Raw genomic sequence first — 15,638 nt, 5'->3', positions numbered from 1 at the left:
TTACAAACCTGTGTTTCGGTGGTATTCTTGCTCAGCAAATTCTTTGCCTTTTTGTGCCGCTACCGCACAAGACTCTGGTGCAATATCACCACGCTCAGTCACATATTGCTTAAGCTCCGCCGCTTTATCTGTGCGATTAAAAAACTCATGATAGCCAATATTTTCACATAGCTCCCATGACGATACACCTGCTGCATTTTTTAACGTATAGCTATTTGATGGCGTTCCAGCGCAACCCACTAGGCCGAATGCAATCAGTGAAAATAACACCTGCTTTTTCATCAAAAATCCTTTGTTTCAACTTTATCTCAATGATTTGACATACAATATCACATCATCTCTTACTTATGTTTTAGTATAAACATGATACTGATTCAAAGCCTCATTATTGATTAGACGTTAATAGGATAATTTCCTAATATACGCATGGTTCAAATACGTTTATGATCGTTGCTAATGTAACCTTCATCGCTAGAGCTATTTTTAGGATTCACCATGAGCAATTTTAATCTTTATACCGCCCTTTTACCTTGTTTCGATTGCCGTCAACAAAAAGCAGAAGCAAGCTTAGGTTGGCTAACCCCTGCTATGCATGAAGCGGTTCTTGCGCAAGTAAACACCATCATTACAGCGAGTGATGATTACTCTGATGATCTTGTTACTACTATCACCTGTTCTGTTGATGAAGCTAAGTATTACCTATTGTTAAATGCATTCGCTTATTCAGAAGAAGAAATGCAAACAACAGGCGTAGATCCAGACGACCTTGTTGAAATTGAAAAAGAAATCAAAGCAAACAAGAATGCTGATGGCATGATTGAGCTTGAACATGACATTGCGCTACAAGGCTGTACTGCTTGCTGCCCTGACGCATAATTCCATGCTATTTACTATGGTGTACGCTATGTGCGCCATAGTCATACTCCCTCCTCTCGCCTCAACCATACCGCCTTAAGACTTGAAATTACGCTGACTAACCCCATTTTATTAATACGACAATTAATAATAAGAGCAAAAGTAAGATGAACAGCCCTATTTTAGATGACTTAAATTGGCGTTATACCACCAAGAGTTACGATCCTAATAAAACCATCTCAACAGAAAATATTGCCATCATTTCAGAAGCACTACGATTATCGGCATCATCAATCAACTCGCAGCCATGGCGCTTTATTATTTTAGAATCAGATGATGCTAAACAACGATTTAGCAATACCTTTGAGACTAAGTTTTTAGCCAATAAACCTCACGCAACTAACGCCAGCCATATCATTTTATTTACTCACAACCCTCATTATTCTATTGAAGATTTTGAAGCCGTGATTGATAAAAATATTCTTGATGGCCGAATTAAGCCAGAGAAAAAAGGCGATGCCGTGAGCAAGTTTAGCTTTGCGGATTTATACACCGAGCCGAGTGGCTACAATGCTAATTGGACAAAAGCACAACTGTATCTGGCTTTCGGTAACATTCTGCATGTTCTTGCACGATTAAAAATAGATTCAACACCACTTGAAGGTATTGACGTAAAACGTGTTGAGAAAGAATTCAGCCAAGAGCTAGATGGTTTCTCATGCCCTGTCGCACTCGCCATTGGCTACCATGACGAGTCTGATTTTAACGCACGCTTACCTAAATCTCGTATGCCATTAGAAACTGTTGTACATAAAATATAGTCACTCATAACCATATAAAGCTGCCAACAGCAGCTTTATTACAATTCTATTTATTACAGGCAATAAACTTAAATTTTAAGATTTAGTTCACATTAAAAATGTAGCTATAAAAAAACCACAATAAGCAACTGTGTTCATAATCATTTTTAGCGCATACTTACCCTTACGAAAGCTGAGGATTATGTTATGACTGATACAAGCACAGCCACTGAAGTAATACTTACTGCCAACGAACAAATAGTTTCAACTACTGATATAAAAGGTAATATCACTTACGTTAATGATACTTTTTGTCAGATTTCTGGTTATACTCGTGAAGAAATCATGGGGAAAAACCATAATATTTTAAGACATTCAGATATGCCAAATGAAGCCTTTGGCGATCTGTGGAGAACAATAAAACAAAAAAAGTTTTGGCGAGGCGCCGTTAAAAATCGCTGTAAAAATGGCGATTATTATTGGGTCGATGCTTTTGTCACACCGATTTATGAAAACGACAATGTTATTGGTTATCAATCTGTACGCTTACCTCTTTCTCATCAGCATAAAGTACAAGCACAGCACATTTATAAAAAGATCAAACAAGGAAAAATACTCAAAACTTATGCATCACCTGTAAACAAACACATTCTTTTTTTGTTTATCAGCATTATTTCAATTTTACTCACCCTTTTTATTTCGCCTTATTTTTCTTTGCTTCTACCTATTTTAATTTTAATACTGTTTAAAAAAGAGTTAATCAGTGCCCCCGCATGGCAACATCAATTAAAAGAAAAATATAACAGTATTTCTATTCATATTTATAACTCTGATATTAACAACCATGCTGAATTTATAATCGGACTCAAAGATGCTCAAATAAAAGCCATTTTGGCACGAACCCATGAAGCATCGACGAATGTTGATACTGAAATTAATACTATCGCAGTTTTATCAAATACGTGTAAAGAGAAAATTGTCCAAGAAAATGATCATCTCGATAGCATATCAACCGCCATTGAAGAAATGTCATCCAGTATTACCCATGTCGCAGAAAACTGTCAAAATACACTACTAACCGTGACCGAGGCAGAAAATGCCTGCCATAGTTCATCTGAATTAATTACCCTTACCTCTCAGCATATCTCCCATTTAACTCATGAGATAAATGAAACCAGTACTATTACAGAAACACTTTCCACTGAAGCCACAATGATCACTGGAATTTTGCAAGAGATAGAAAGTATTTCAGAGCAGACTAACTTACTTGCTCTTAACGCAGCTATTGAAGCCGCTCGCGCAGGCGAACATGGCAGAGGATTTTCTGTTGTTGCAGATGAAGTAAGAGCATTGAGCGTAAGAACCCATAATGCAACATCACAAATACAAAAATCAGTTAACTATATTTTATCATCTCTTAATAATGTTGTAGAAAGAATGAAATTGGGAAGTGATAAGTCGCAGGAATGCGTATCTGATGTAAAAGATGTATCAGATAAAATAGGTAACATTCTGTCTTTGATGGATCAAATCTCTCAACTATCTCACCAAATATCAACAGCAGCCGAACAACAAGCGATGGTTGCGAAAGAAATTAATGTAAATAGCTATCAGATTTACGATGCTTCAAAAATTAATCTTAGTGAAATAAATACTATTACAGAGACAATGACTGAAATGACAGAAAACTCAGCCCAGCTAGTTAATCTTTCAAAAGCCTTTAAGTAAATAAATCAAGTCACTAACGCAAAAAAGCCGCTAACTTACGTTGGCGGCTTTTTTTTATATGGCGGAGAGATAGGGATTTGAACCCTAGATACGCTATAAACGTATGCCGGTTTTCAAGACCGGTGCTTTCAACCACTCAGCCATCTCTCCATGGCGTGAATAATAGCGAAGTGAATACCGAGTGTAAATAGTGACAAGCACTGACTGCACAGTCTTTAATCGAATTTAATGGATTATTATTTTGGAACACCACAATCTATTAAAAAACGTTCAAAACCGTATTTTTCTAGCCATTCCAATTGTTCAGTTGAACTCACTAAAAAGCGGCCAATAAAATTAACCCCATGCCCTTTTATTTCGCCAACTTGATTCTTTGTACGAGGAATAAGCAACATCCAGCGTTGAGTTAATAATATATTATACGGGTGACATTCTGTTAAACCATTGATACTCGATGTCATATACAGCTGCATTGATTCCATAACCGACAAGTAATGCTGGTAAAGTTCTGCTGCATTTAAATATTCGAATCTCATCAAGTCATGTTTAAAAGGTAATAGCCCCTGAAGAATTGTCTTTTCTAAAGGCAGTGATGTTCTAATTAGCTGCATATGCCGATGCATTTGACTAGAACCTGCTATCGCCCCTGAATTAAAAAAACCTAACACACCATTATCTGTTATTCCTTGTATCCAAGCTTCAAAATCCTTTAAAACTAATGGCGACGTTTGAGGAATATAATTTTTCGCACAAATAAGTAAATGTGGAACAACAATAGGAAATTTATTTAATAAACAAACGTGTTGCTCTCCAATCGTATTGATATATGCTGAGGGATTATAAGGCGATACAAAAGGGTCATGAGTTGCTACAGATGGGGAATGTTTAACTTTCATATTCTCTGTTTCTACATTAACAATAAACTCTATCCCATTTTGCTCAATGATAAGATCACTATTTGTTAGTGGTAGCAATTGACCTGAAACTAAGCCCTCTTTTGACTTTTCATAACCTATATCCCACAGCATATTCTTTCCTTTACTACTTATTTAATAGTCTTCATCAATTTCAGGTGTGCAATGCTCACAGCTCTGTAAAGCGATCTCGTGTTTAAACATTGCCACACCTTCTGATGTCATATGTTCTGAAATGAGATCATTAACTTCATTAGAATCATCTGAATTAACTTGACCATGGTTGATTTCATGCTCAGAGTAACCATAGTAATTTAGTAATAAATAGTCGCGAGCTTCATCTTCTGAGCATACAATACTCACTGAGAAATACTCTTCGTAATCGGTATCAGATTTAGATAGAACACTTTTTATCTGGTCGACGACATCATCTTTCATACTTGGTGTAAACCATCCAAGTTCAGTTTTCGCCATTCGCTTATGACAGATAAAGCAAGGTAACTCTTCGGTATAATATTTAAAATTAGTCATTGTGGAACTCCGTAAAAGAGATAATGACAAAATATTCCTAATATTATTAAAATAATAGCTATAAAAATGGAATTTTGTGTTGCGGTTTGGACTTTTACTCTATTTATAAGAATTAAAAATTTTATAAATAATATCCATGAGCGTATTTAATTGACTCAAGATCACAAGTTAACAACTTAATTACATACATTATATAATTAATAGCTATTGTTAAAAAATGTATAATTGAATGCTTAACAGGATGTTAGATAAGCATTGGCTCTTAAAAGGATTAGGAGGTTCAATCGAAATGGAAAATAATAAAAGCACAAAAAACCAATGGATAATACCGACAGGTATCAGCTTACTTATGGCTGTACTTGGTGTTGTTATTCTATCTCCATTTATTAACATTTAATTAACCCGGGGGAGATCCTTCTCCCCATCCACTTATCCTTAAACATAACTCACTGATTTTATATCAAATGGATAATAATATTTTGGCATTCCCATTAGCCGATTAATGTTTCTTTGTTCTTTTTCTGTTAAAACTAAATTATATTTTTCACCATATAACGCTGATTTAAATATAAGCCAACTATTTAGGAAAAGTTTATCTCCTGTTTTTGCTGTATAATCTAACAAGTTATAAGTGAAATCTTTTTCTTTTTTTATAACACATCGCTGAAGAGCTGCATTATTTAATTCATTAAGTATTATCTTTTTTCTTTCTAGAGATAGACTATTTAGCCATGGGTCATTAATAGGTTTTAATTTTCTATTTTCAAGTAATTGACATTGATGAATCTGGCTTTCATATTCTTGCTTAACTTTTAACAACTGCATTTTCTCTGAAGAGCTATTAATGCTTAATGAAAATGATGGAAAAGAGATAATTAAAAATAGATACAATAACTTATGCACTTATAACTGCTCAATATGAATATCAAATGATTCGTTGAAAAACACTAATTAAATACTGTTTTATATTTAAGATGGCAACCTTACAACAATAATTAATGTAAAACAATAAAGATATTTATCGATGAAATACACAAATCGATACCATGAAAATTTCTTGTTTAAATTACGGTAATTTCATTTTTATTTGATTGTTTAAACCCATTTTTTACTACAAAATAATCATAATTTATAACGCTGTCTTTTCATATACACGATATTTTGGGAAAAATAATGCATTTCGAACAGCAATTGGCCTTAGCACACCAAGAATTAACTCGCTATGGGATTCAGTCATCGAATAGTCATCCTATAAGTTTTCAATTATTGCATTGGTCAGGATTACAAGTACCTCTTCCTCACTATGGCCATTTTAAAACAAACTTTTGTATCTTTTCTGCATGGTATAGCTTTATTTTTGCTCTCATTTTCATCATCGCAGAGATAATCAGTAATACACCGATTTCTATCATCTCTGCTATTTTCACCTCTCTATTTGCTGGAATAACAGCTGGTATTTCAATGGCAACCTATTATCATTACAGTGCTAAAGGTTTTAATTTAAGTCAATGGCACCAGTTAAAATAGCAATCACTGAAATAACAAATCCTGTTTTATCTCTTTCCTATTAAGCTATGCATAAAACGCATAGCTTGAATGTGTTTTATTCATTTGTTTCAGAGTCTTGATTTCTATAGTATCCGCCGCTCGCATTTTAACGCACGCTGCACACTATAATTTAGAGACAATAATGTTTTCACAATCAACACCAGCGCAACTTATCCGTTTGCTTGTGCTTCTTGTTATCACTTTAGTTACTGTTCATCATTGCCAACCATTATTAGATGCCCTTGCTAAACATGCGACAAATGGTGGCTGCCACCAACAAAATACGATGAATGACGAGACGGCTATTTCTCATCATCACATGCACTAATTCATCCCTCTATATAACATAACTACATCACTATACGAGCATCCTTAATGAGCATTTTTCGCTTTCCTCTCCTAGTTTGGTTAGGCATTGGTATTTTAATTTTTAGCCTAGGGATCAGGCAGTCTTTCGGTATTTTTATGATGCCGATATCTGATACGTTTGGTACAGGACGTGAATTTTTCAGTTTTGCTATCGCGCTACAAAACCTTTTATTTGGATTATTCCAACCTCTTATTGGCATGGCATCTGATCGTTTTGGCTCAAAGAAAATCATCATAGGCGGGGCTATTGCGTATGGGTTAGGATTATATTTAACTTCTATCGCAACCGAGCCAAGTGTACTTTACCTCAGTCTTGGCGCTTTAATTGGATTAGGTTTAAGTGCGACCAGTTATGTCATTATTCTGGGCTCTATTGCACGTGTTGTACCAGCAGAGCATACGGCAAAAGCGTTTGGTTTAACCACCTCTGCAGGCTCATTCGGTATGTTTGCCGTGATCCCTGGTGCTCAAGCCCTGCTGAATCAATTTGATTGGCAAACAGCGATGCAAATATTCGCCCTGCTGTGCTGCATAATGATCGCTTTTGCTGCCTTTATGAAAACGGCTAAGGAAGATAGCTCTAGCAATACACTTGTGGTTGACGATAGCCAAACCCTATCAGAAGCATTAAAGGAAGCATTTCAGAATAGAAGCTATTGGTTAATTCACTTAGGTTTCTTTGTCTGCGGTTTTCACGTTATGTTTATCGCGACACATTTACCAAGCTACTTAGCTGATAAAGGTTTACCTGCACAAACAGCCGCTATGGCGCTGGCCTATGTTGGTATCTTTAATATCTTCGGATCTTATTTCTGGGGCATTATGGGTGACCGATTCGACAAGCGTTATGTGATGACGTCTCTTTACCTAATGCGCACTGTTGTCATTGCTGCTTTCGTTACACTGCCAGTAACCGAAAATACAGCTGTTATTTTTGGTGGGGCTATCGGTTTTTGCTGGTTAGGGACAGTGCCATTAACTTCTGGCCTGGTTCGACAAATATTTGGTGCGCGATACTTATCTACTTTATACGGTCTGGTTTTCTTTACTCACCAAGTGGGCAGTTTTTTAGGTGCTTGGGTTGGTGGGCGTATTTACGACTATTACCATTCATATACGCCTATTTGGTGGCTAACCGTTGTCATGGCATTTATTGCTGCATTGGTACACTTACCTATTAACGACAAGCCTCTTCCTCGTTTACTTGCTCACCACGCAAGTTAAACGAAAAAAGCCCTACTAATTTTCATTAATAGGGCTTTATTTAGCTCTTTCTAGTTGAAAGTGTCTTCGTCGATTACTTGTTTAAGTATTCGCCTTGACGAAGTGCTTCAATACGTTTTTCTAGTGGTGGGTGAGTCATAAATAATTCAGATAATGACTTCTTACCATTAATACCAAACGCCATCATTGAACCTTCTAATTGTGGCTCGTGGCTCACTTTTAGACGCTCAAGCGCTGCGATCATTTTCTCACGACCAACAAGCTTTGCAGAGCCAGCATCAGCATAGAATTCACGATGACGGCTGTACCACATTGTTAGGATACTTGCTAAAAAACCAAATAAAATTTCCATGATGGTTGATACGATAAAGTATGTCATGTAGCTACCGCCACTTTCACCTTCTTCATCGCTATTGTTCACACCACTGATTGCGCCAGCCACTAAACGTGAAACGAAAATAACAAAGGTATTCACAACACCTTGCATTAACGTCATTGTTACCATGTCACCATTAGCCACGTGACTCACTTCGTGAGCAAGCACAGCTTCAGCTTCATCACGTGTCATACTGTGTAATAAACCTGTAGAAACGGCTACAAGTGAATCATCACGCTTCGCACCTGTTGCAAATGCGTTAATATCTGGCGAATCATAAATCGCGACTGTTGGCATTCCAATACCCGCCTGTTGTGCTTGGCGAGATACTGTTTCCATCAACCAATGTTCTGTTTCGTTACGTGGGCTTTCGATAACCACACCACCAACAGAACGAAGGGCCATTGACTTTGACATCATCAAAGAAACCAATGAACCACCAAAACCAAATAGTGCAGCCATAACTAGCAAACCAGAAAGGCTACCTGGTTGCATCCCTGTTACAGCATAAACAATGTTCAGTACGACACTGAACACCAGCATTACTGCTAAGTTTGTTAATAAAAACAATGCAATACGCTTCATATTTCTAATATTCTCCACTTAGAAATTATTTCAATCCCTACTGTTATCAGTAAGATCGATGCTATCTCTTAATACAAACCCTATAGTAAACAAAGTCTGTAACTTAACACTATATTCAATGAATATAGGTATGATTTAAAGAGTTTAATTGTTACTAATTCTTTATATATGTTCAAAGAAGCAATTTATCAACAGTAAATATCAACTAAAGGTTTTGCTTTATTTATTTACCATAATAAATCTATGATGCTGTTTATGTTTCCCTTACACCAATAATATGAAATTAATACCATATTTTCCATATGTAAATATATATATTTATCAATGAGTTAAATTTTTTATAAGTGCAATATCCCACTTGTTAGACTTTAGTCTTATTGCTTAAAAATACATTCTCGACTATTGTGATTATGTTTACAGATAGACAAAACTTTGAACCAGGGAGGATTCATGGCTAGTAAAGAAAATTACCAAGTTGCCATTGATATTTTACGTTGTCACCTTGGCATGTCTTTAGAGGAAGCTCATAAAGAGCTGGGTATTGATCAGACAGGCACAACATCAGCAACAGAAACACAAGAATTACTCATTGGTCTTAACCAAGATAATTAATTTGTGTAATACCGATCAGTTATACAGAAAAAGGCACTCAATGAGTGCCTTTTTCTTATTCTTTGTGTCAAAAAATAGATACTTTAACTCTATAGCCCGAGCTTTTCTAATTGAATATAAGATGATAAATCACGCTTATTAATACCAGGCATATAAGGTATTTCGCCTAATTTCACGCCAGGTAAATTAAGCTCTAACATTTTTATCATTTCAGCGTAATTTTCAATCCCTGGATTCACACGATTCGCAACCCAGCCAACCAACTCTAACCCGTCAGCGTTAATAGCTTCAGCTGTTAACATTGCATGACTTAAACAGCCTAATTTAATCCCAACGACTAAAATTACAGGTAATTTTTCTTGTTTAACCCATGATGATAAATAATCGGTACGTGTTACGGGTACACGCCAACCACCCGCCCCTTCCACTAATACTACATCAGATTTAGCTTTAAGATGTGCTAGTCCTTGTGAAAGCACATCAAAATCAATTGTTTTACCTTCCCTTTCTGCAGCCAAATGCGGAGAGACTGGCTCTTTAAACGTATAAGGGTTCACTTCTTGATAAGTAAGCTCAACCGGCGATGCTTCTTGTATAAATAAAGCATCTGAATTACGAAGTCCTTCGGCTGTTTCTTCACTGCCTGAAGCGATAGGCTTATAACCTGCCATTTGAATATTATGCTGACTGGCCGCTTGTAAAATAGCGCGACTACTGACTGTTTTACCGACTTCGGTATCCGTCCCAGTAAGGAAAAAAGCATTAGTCATTAATTAAAACTCCAAAACAAACTTGATAAGTAGCGGGTAATAAATTGCTTTCATCACGATAGGCATCATAGGCATGCTCTAACGCGTTTAATGTTTGACGACCTAGTAACACATTTTTCCTTTTTTGTTGCAAATGTGTAGCGCCAATACCTTTTAGATCTTTCATTAACCCCAGTGCTGATGGGTAATGAACAACTATGGGTGAGAATACTAATTTATCAACCTGTGTTCCTGTTTGCGCCAGCGCAACTTTTATTTCATTTTCTGTTTTAAAATCATTAACATGTTGATATTGATCAACCTGTGCCCACGCTTCTTTTAACTCATTTAACGAGCCATCAACCAGCGTTGTGAAAAAGATCATACCGCCCGGTCGAACAATACGTTTTAATTCTTTAAGTGGTACAGCTAAGTCATCACACCACTGTAACGCCAAGCTACTAAAAGCAACATCATAGCTATTGTCTGCCAATGGCAAATTTTCAGCATCAGCCAATAGATAATCACAATCGCTATTACAGCGTTGTTTGGCTTGCGCTAACATTTCTAAAGACAGATCAGCAGCCGTCACATTAAAGCCAAGCTTTACCAATTCCTCACTAAAATAGCCCGTACCACAACCTACATCGATCGCTTTTTTATGGTTTTCTACGGCATGAAGGTGAGGTAATTCCTCTAATAATAAATGCCCAACTTTACGTTGAAATGCCGCTGCGTTATCGTAATTTTTCGCCGCTTTACCAAAAGCCGATGCAACCGCTTGTTTATCTATTGGCATCGCTGGCTCGGTATTTAACGCCGTATTAAATTTATCCATTATATTGATCATTAATCACCTCATTTAATGATGCAGCAAGCAGGCGAATATCTTTATCGTTATGTGTCGCTGTTAATGTGACGCGAAGACGAGCTGTATTTTGAGGAACCGTCGGAGGACGAATAGCACCTACCCATAATCCACGCTGTTTTAACTGCTCAGATATCGCAATAGTTTGTTCACTACTACCAATAACTATCGGTTTTATTGGGGTAATGGTTTGCTGCAACGGTATAGCAGAATCGAGTTGCTGGGTGAATAAATCACTTAACGCTGTTAATTTTTCTCGTCGCCAAGGTTGTTGCTGTATCACTTCACATGCTTTACTTAATGCATAGGCTTGAGCTGGCGGTATCGCTGTTGAGTAAATAAAGTGTCGTGCAAACTGAATTAAATATTCAGCAGTATCGTTATCACATAATATTGCAGCGCCTTGAAGCCCAAACGCTTTGCCGAAAGTGATCACTAAAATATCTGCTTTTATTCCGCTCGCTGCACAACTCCCTCTTCCTTCATCACCAAGCACACCACACCCATGTGCATCATCAACTACTAACCAACTTTTTTGTTTATCACAAACACGACGTAATGCTTTAAGCGGTGAGCAATCACCATCCATGCTAAATACGCCTTCTGTAATCACCATTCGTGCTTGGTTAGGTTCGAAGACTTGTTTATCGAGTAATCTATCTAGAGCATCAATATCATTGTGTGGAAAACGCTTCATCATTGCTGGTGATAACATTCCCGCTTCCATCAATGAAGCATGATTCAACTTATCTTGGTAAACACTGTCGTGCTTTTGTAATAGCGTAAAAAGCAAAGCTTGATTTGCGCTAAATCCGCTACTGAAAAGTAACGCCCTGTCATAACCGAGCCATTCAGATAATTGCGCTTCTAAATTTGCATGGGGAGAGTGATAACCTGTCACTAATGGTGATGCGCCACTGCCAGCACCATATAGGCTCAACCCCAGCTGCCATGCTTCGATGATTTCAGGTGATTGTGCTAATCCCAAATAATCATTACTTGAAAAGTTAACAAATGATTGTTGATCCGCAGATATGTGCCCTGAATCATTACCCTGCTTACGAGATAAACAAGTACGGCTACGATAAAGCCTTTGTTTATCTCGTTCCGCTAACGCATGGCGAAAGCGTTGACTAAACAGAGGCATCGTAAAAGATGTCATCTTTAGTCGGGCGAGATGCCACACGTTGTGCCACTTTGCCTAATAATTCATGCTCTTGAACTTCATCAGGTTTCGCGGCTTGTTGCTCACTGTTAATCCCTAACTTAGCAAACAACTGCATGTCTTTATCTTCACCTGGGTTTGGTGTTGTCAGTAATTTACAACCATAGAACACAGAATTAGCACCCGCCATGAAACAAAGCGCTTGCATCTGCTCATTCATGTCTTCACGACCGGCAGATAGACGTACTGCTGACATTGGCATAATAATACGGGCAACCGCAATAATACGAATAAAGTCAAAAGGATCGACATCATCAACACTTTCTAACGGTGTCCCTTTCACTTTTACCAACATATTAATCGGTACACTTTCAGGGTGAACAGGCAGATTCGCTAACTCAACTAATAATCCAGCGCGATCACGTGAGCTTTCACCCATTCCAATGATCCCACCAGAGCAAATTTTCATCCCTGCATCACGAACATGTGATAACGTATCAAGTCGATCTTGGTAAGTACGCGTGGTGATAATATTGCCGTAATATTCAGGGGATGTATCAAGGTTATGGTTGTAATAATCTAAACCAGCATCGGCAAGCGTATCGGCTTGATCACTGGTTATCATACCCAGCGTCATACACGTCTCTAAACCCATTTCTTTTACGCCTTTAACCATATCGAGTAGATACGGCATGTCACGCTCTTTCGGGTTCTTCCAAGCCGCTCCCATACAGAAACGGGTTGCGCCTGATTGCTTTGCTTTAGTTGCAGCGTCTAGGACACGCTCAACTTCCAACAAGCGTTCCTTGTCTACATCGGTACGGTAATGAGCACTTTGTGGGCAATACTTACAATCTTCAGGGCATGCACCTGTTTTAATCGAAAGCAAAGTACTGACCTGTACTTGATTAGGCTGATGATATTGACGATGTACTTGCTGTGCTTCAAACACTAAATCCATAAATGGTTTATCGAATAAAGCTTGGACTTCCTCTACTGTCCAATTATTACGTACTTCCACAGTCTGACCTCAATTATAGTTATCTTACGACTCACAAGGACTTGCTCGATCCTTCATGTTTATCCTATGTTTCACAGCTCTACTTGTTAACGTCTTGTTTCACTTTTACTGAGTAAAAAGCTATTAAATGATAACTCTATGAACTATTACTACTTGGCTAGTCTACTAACAGTGCGTAGACTGTCAACTATGGATAACAACAGAGGTTTACATCTGTGCAAAAAACGAACAATGTGGATATTGATTTTGATAAAAAACACGTTTGGCATCCCTATACATCAACTGTAACTCCCCTACCTTGCTACCCTGTTACATCAGCCCAAGGCGTTTATCTCACGCTTGAAGATGGCACGCAGTTAATTGATGGTATGTCATCATGGTGGTCGACCATTCATGGTTACAACCATCCCGTTTTGACTGAAGCGGCAAAAGCGCAGCTTGATAAAATGTCACATGTGATGTTTGGTGGCATCACCCATCAGCCTGCTGTTGATTTGTGTAAAAAACTCGTCTCCATCACCCCACATGCTTTAGAAAAAGTATTTCTTGCCGATTCTGGCTCTGTTGCTGTTGAAGTTGCCCTTAAAATGGCATTGCAATATTGGCATGCGAAAAATGAGTCTCGTGCAAAATTTTTAACCGTTAGCCATGGCTATCACGGTGATACTTTTGCTGCAATGTCTGTCACTGATCCCACTAACTCAATGCATCGTATTTATAAAGGCTTTTTACCTGAGCATATTTTTGCCAAGTCACCAGAATGTGGATTTTGGGATGATTGGGATGAAACAGACGTTAATGACTTTGAAAAAAAAATTCGTACTCATCATCAAGATCTTGCTGCTGTGATTATTGAGCCCATTGTTCAAGGTGCAGGTGGCATGCGTTTTTATCATCCAACGTATTTAAAACGTATTCGTGAGCTCTGCGATCAATATAACGTTTTACTTATTGCTGATGAGATTGCTGTTGGATTTGGTCGAACGGGTAAATTATTCGCCTGTGAACACGCAGAAATAAGCCCTGATATTATGTGCTTAGGTAAAGCATTAACGGGTGGGTATATGACGTTATCAGCCACTCTAACAACCAAGCATGTTGCTGATACGGTTTGCAGTGGTGAAGCACAATGTTTTATGCATGGACCAACATTTATGGGAAATCCCCTTGCGTGTGCCGTCGCAAACGCCAGTTTGGATTTATTGGCAGAAAATAAATGGCAACAACAAGTCACAAATATAGAGCAACAATTAGCGCAGGAACTTCCGTCTATTGCAGAACTTGAAAATGTAAAATCAGTCCGTTGGTTAGGTGCTATTGGTGTTGTTGAGCTGTATCAAGCCGTTGAAATGGAAAGTATTCAAGCAGAATTTGTAAAGCAAGGTGTTTGGGTTCGCCCTTTTGGTAAACTCATTTATATTATGCCACCATTCATTATTAGTGATCAGCAATTGACACAATTAACCATGGCAATTAAACAGGTTGTAAGTTCTATATAACAGTGATAATCGACAGGGAAAAATATCGTTAACTTTATCAAAAAGCAGACAATAATCTTATTTATGTCTGCTTATACTTTGAATCATGATGCTAGTACTAACAATAATAATAAAGTAAGTACACCATCGACGATAATACGTCAGCTAGGGCTAAGATTATGCAAATACCTCTGTTTCCACTAGATATTTATCTATTACCAGGCGGGGTCAGCAAGTTAAGGATCTTTGAACCTCGTTATATCAAACTGGTAAAAATTGCAGTTACAAACAAAGATGGATTCGGTTTGTGCATGTCAATCGATAATACGATTTGCCATTTTGGCACACGCGTAGTTATCACTGATTTTGATTCCTTACCAGACGGTGTTCTGAGTATTACGATTCAGGCCGTTGAGTTATTTCTTATTGATGATCACTGGCGTGATGAAGACGATCTTTTCTTTGGCAAGATATCTTCCGTTCCCAACTGGCAAAGTACTGATATTAACTATACCGATGTTGAAATAGCCAATAGCCTTAAAGTACTTTTTAAAGAACATCCCGATCACGCTAGTTATTACCCTACCCCTAATTTTGAAGACATGACTTGGGTATGTCAGCGATGGCTCGAAATCTTACCCTTAGAAGTCAATCAAAAGCAGTGGTTTATGAGTAGAAACGATCATACTGCCGCCTTATCTTTTTTACACACTGTAATTGATGATAATTTGCAAAAAAATGATCCATAACTGAATTAAGGGCGTATCACTATGTAACTATTCACTATTTATCAATACACATTGAGATTATGTCTA

The 15,638-nt window shown here is 37.6% G+C and carries 18 protein-coding genes and 1 tRNA gene; 9 read left to right on the top strand and 10 right to left on the bottom strand.

Features of this window, described 5'->3' with window-relative positions:
• The gene (locus I3259_RS02725; RefSeq protein ID WP_238028219.1) at nucleotides 1-282 is read right to left on the bottom strand and encodes a hypothetical protein; all 282 of its coding nucleotides are present in this window, start codon (nucleotides 280-282) and stop codon (nucleotides 1-3) included.
• Nucleotides 283-495: 213 nt separating this feature from the next.
• Here I3259_RS02725 and I3259_RS02720 point away from each other — a divergent pair, with 213 nt between their 5' ends.
• The 3 genes from I3259_RS02720 (at nucleotide 496) to I3259_RS02710 (ending at nucleotide 3,383) form a co-directional block, all read left to right on the top strand.
• Nucleotides 496-876, top strand: coding sequence for a hypothetical protein (locus I3259_RS02720; protein WP_238028218.1), 381 nt, complete (start codon nucleotides 496-498; stop codon nucleotides 874-876).
• Between the two features lie 146 nt (nucleotides 877-1,022).
• Complete coding sequence (locus I3259_RS02715; protein WP_238028217.1) at nucleotides 1,023-1,676, top strand: nitroreductase family protein; 654 nt, start codon at nucleotides 1,023-1,025, stop codon at nucleotides 1,674-1,676.
• A 186-nt stretch (nucleotides 1,677-1,862) separates the two neighbouring features.
• A complete protein-coding gene (locus I3259_RS02710; protein ID WP_238028216.1) occupies nucleotides 1,863-3,383 on the top strand; it encodes a methyl-accepting chemotaxis protein in 1,521 nt (506 codons plus the stop codon).
• A gap of 59 nt (nucleotides 3,384-3,442) precedes the next feature.
• Here the strand turns inward: I3259_RS02710 and I3259_RS02705 are convergent.
• From I3259_RS02705 to I3259_RS02690, 4 genes are all read right to left on the bottom strand, one after another.
• Nucleotides 3,443-3,533, bottom strand: a tRNA-Ser gene (locus I3259_RS02705).
• 86 nt (nucleotides 3,534-3,619) lie between these two features.
• A complete protein-coding gene (locus I3259_RS02700; RefSeq protein ID WP_238028215.1) occupies nucleotides 3,620-4,411 on the bottom strand; it encodes a phosphorylase in 792 nt (263 codons plus the stop codon).
• A gap of 21 nt (nucleotides 4,412-4,432) precedes the next feature.
• The gene (locus I3259_RS02695) at nucleotides 4,433-4,828 is read right to left on the bottom strand and encodes a hypothetical protein (protein WP_238028214.1); all 396 of its coding nucleotides are present in this window, start codon (nucleotides 4,826-4,828) and stop codon (nucleotides 4,433-4,435) included.
• A 435-nt stretch (nucleotides 4,829-5,263) separates the two neighbouring features.
• Entirely contained in the window at nucleotides 5,264-5,731 is a 468-nt protein-coding gene (locus I3259_RS02690) for a hypothetical protein (RefSeq protein ID WP_238028213.1), read from the bottom strand.
• A gap of 270 nt (nucleotides 5,732-6,001) precedes the next feature.
• Here I3259_RS02690 and I3259_RS02685 point away from each other — a divergent pair, with 270 nt between their 5' ends.
• The 3 genes from I3259_RS02685 (at nucleotide 6,002) to I3259_RS02675 (ending at nucleotide 7,969) form a co-directional block, all read left to right on the top strand.
• Entirely contained in the window at nucleotides 6,002-6,355 is a 354-nt protein-coding gene (locus tag I3259_RS02685) for a DUF6404 family protein (RefSeq protein WP_238028212.1), read from the top strand.
• Between the two features lie 163 nt (nucleotides 6,356-6,518).
• A complete protein-coding gene (locus I3259_RS02680; protein WP_238028211.1) occupies nucleotides 6,519-6,704 on the top strand; it encodes a hypothetical protein in 186 nt (61 codons plus the stop codon).
• 47 nt (nucleotides 6,705-6,751) lie between these two features.
• The gene (locus tag I3259_RS02675; protein ID WP_238028210.1) at nucleotides 6,752-7,969 is read left to right on the top strand and encodes an MFS transporter; all 1,218 of its coding nucleotides are present in this window, start codon (nucleotides 6,752-6,754) and stop codon (nucleotides 7,967-7,969) included.
• A gap of 73 nt (nucleotides 7,970-8,042) precedes the next feature.
• Here I3259_RS02675 and htpX read toward each other — a convergent pair whose 3' ends face one another.
• A complete protein-coding gene (htpX, locus tag I3259_RS02670) occupies nucleotides 8,043-8,930 on the bottom strand; it encodes a protease HtpX (RefSeq protein ID WP_045082958.1) in 888 nt (295 codons plus the stop codon).
• A 450-nt stretch (nucleotides 8,931-9,380) separates the two neighbouring features.
• On the opposite strand from htpX, the gene I3259_RS02665 reads away from it, so the two are divergent.
• Nucleotides 9,381-9,542 (top strand): hypothetical protein, encoded by a 162-nt coding sequence (locus I3259_RS02665; protein WP_238028209.1) that lies wholly within the window; start codon nucleotides 9,381-9,383, stop codon nucleotides 9,540-9,542.
• An 89-nt stretch (nucleotides 9,543-9,631) separates the two neighbouring features.
• Here the strand turns inward: I3259_RS02665 and bioD are convergent, their stop codons facing one another.
• From bioD to bioB, 4 genes are read right to left on the bottom strand one after another with little or no spacing between them, the layout of a single operon-like run.
• Nucleotides 9,632-10,312: a dethiobiotin synthase gene (gene bioD, locus I3259_RS02660; protein ID WP_238028208.1), complete on the bottom strand. Its 681-nt coding sequence runs from the start codon at nucleotides 10,310-10,312 to the stop codon at nucleotides 9,632-9,634.
• A complete protein-coding gene (gene bioC / locus I3259_RS02655; RefSeq protein WP_238028207.1) occupies nucleotides 10,305-11,129 on the bottom strand; it encodes a malonyl-ACP O-methyltransferase BioC in 825 nt (274 codons plus the stop codon). The genes bioD and bioC overlap by 8 nt, the downstream gene beginning before the upstream one ends.
• On the bottom strand, nucleotides 11,122-12,306 hold the full coding sequence (gene bioF, locus I3259_RS02650; protein ID WP_238028283.1) for an 8-amino-7-oxononanoate synthase: 1,185 nt from the start codon (nucleotides 12,304-12,306) through the stop codon (nucleotides 11,122-11,124). The genes bioC and bioF overlap by 8 nt, the downstream gene beginning before the upstream one ends.
• Complete coding sequence (gene bioB, locus I3259_RS02645; RefSeq protein ID WP_238028206.1) at nucleotides 12,293-13,345, bottom strand: biotin synthase BioB; 1,053 nt, start codon at nucleotides 13,343-13,345, stop codon at nucleotides 12,293-12,295. The genes bioF and bioB overlap by 14 nt, the downstream gene beginning before the upstream one ends.
• Nucleotides 13,346-13,560: 215 nt before the next feature.
• Here bioB and bioA point away from each other — a divergent pair, with 215 nt between their 5' ends.
• Entirely contained in the window at nucleotides 13,561-14,844 is a 1,284-nt protein-coding gene (gene bioA / locus I3259_RS02640; protein WP_238028205.1) for an adenosylmethionine--8-amino-7-oxononanoate transaminase, read from the top strand.
• A 158-nt stretch (nucleotides 14,845-15,002) separates the two neighbouring features.
• Nucleotides 15,003-15,572 carry an LON peptidase substrate-binding domain-containing protein gene (locus I3259_RS02635; protein WP_238028204.1) on the top strand — a complete coding sequence of 190 codons (570 nt, stop codon included), beginning with the start codon at nucleotides 15,003-15,005 and terminating at the stop codon, nucleotides 15,570-15,572.
• Nucleotides 15,573-15,638 lie beyond the last annotated feature (66 nt).

It is taken from the genome of Photobacterium sp. Ph5, from assembly GCF_022129445.1.
Classification (GTDB): Bacteria; Pseudomonadota; Gammaproteobacteria; order Enterobacterales; family Vibrionaceae; genus Photobacterium.
The sequence above is the reverse complement of the archived record's forward strand: the minus strand, read 5'-3'. Positions and strand labels throughout refer to the sequence as shown.

Excerpts from the sequence above, each read along its gene's own strand:
- I3259_RS02710 (WP_238028216.1), top strand. The coding sequence starts at position 1,863 with ATGACTGATACAAGCACAGCCACTGAAGTAATACTTACTGCCAACGAA.
- bioF (WP_238028283.1), bottom strand. The coding sequence starts at position 12,306 with ATGCCTCTGTTTAGTCAACGCTTTCGCCATGCGTTAGCGGAACGAGAT.
- I3259_RS02720 (WP_238028218.1), top strand. The coding sequence starts at position 496 with ATGAGCAATTTTAATCTTTATACCGCCCTTTTACCTTGTTTCGATTGC.
- htpX (WP_045082958.1), bottom strand. The coding sequence starts at position 8,930 with ATGAAGCGTATTGCATTGTTTTTATTAACAAACTTAGCAGTAATGCTG.
- I3259_RS02665 (WP_238028209.1), top strand. The coding sequence starts at position 9,381 with ATGGCTAGTAAAGAAAATTACCAAGTTGCCATTGATATTTTACGTTGT.
- I3259_RS02675 (WP_238028210.1), top strand. The coding sequence starts at position 6,752 with ATGAGCATTTTTCGCTTTCCTCTCCTAGTTTGGTTAGGCATTGGTATT.
- bioD (WP_238028208.1), bottom strand. The coding sequence starts at position 10,312 with ATGACTAATGCTTTTTTCCTTACTGGGACGGATACCGAAGTCGGTAAA.
- I3259_RS02635 (WP_238028204.1), top strand. The coding sequence starts at position 15,003 with ATGCAAATACCTCTGTTTCCACTAGATATTTATCTATTACCAGGCGGG.
- I3259_RS02685 (WP_238028212.1), top strand. The coding sequence starts at position 6,002 with ATGCATTTCGAACAGCAATTGGCCTTAGCACACCAAGAATTAACTCGC.
- I3259_RS02725 (WP_238028219.1), bottom strand. The coding sequence starts at position 282 with ATGAAAAAGCAGGTGTTATTTTCACTGATTGCATTCGGCCTAGTGGGT.
- I3259_RS02700 (WP_238028215.1), bottom strand. The coding sequence starts at position 4,411 with ATGCTGTGGGATATAGGTTATGAAAAGTCAAAAGAGGGCTTAGTTTCA.
- I3259_RS02695 (WP_238028214.1), bottom strand. The coding sequence starts at position 4,828 with ATGACTAATTTTAAATATTATACCGAAGAGTTACCTTGCTTTATCTGT.
- I3259_RS02680 (WP_238028211.1), top strand. The coding sequence starts at position 6,519 with ATGTTTTCACAATCAACACCAGCGCAACTTATCCGTTTGCTTGTGCTT.
- bioC (WP_238028207.1), bottom strand. The coding sequence starts at position 11,129 with ATGGATAAATTTAATACGGCGTTAAATACCGAGCCAGCGATGCCAATA.
- I3259_RS02715 (WP_238028217.1), top strand. The coding sequence starts at position 1,023 with ATGAACAGCCCTATTTTAGATGACTTAAATTGGCGTTATACCACCAAG.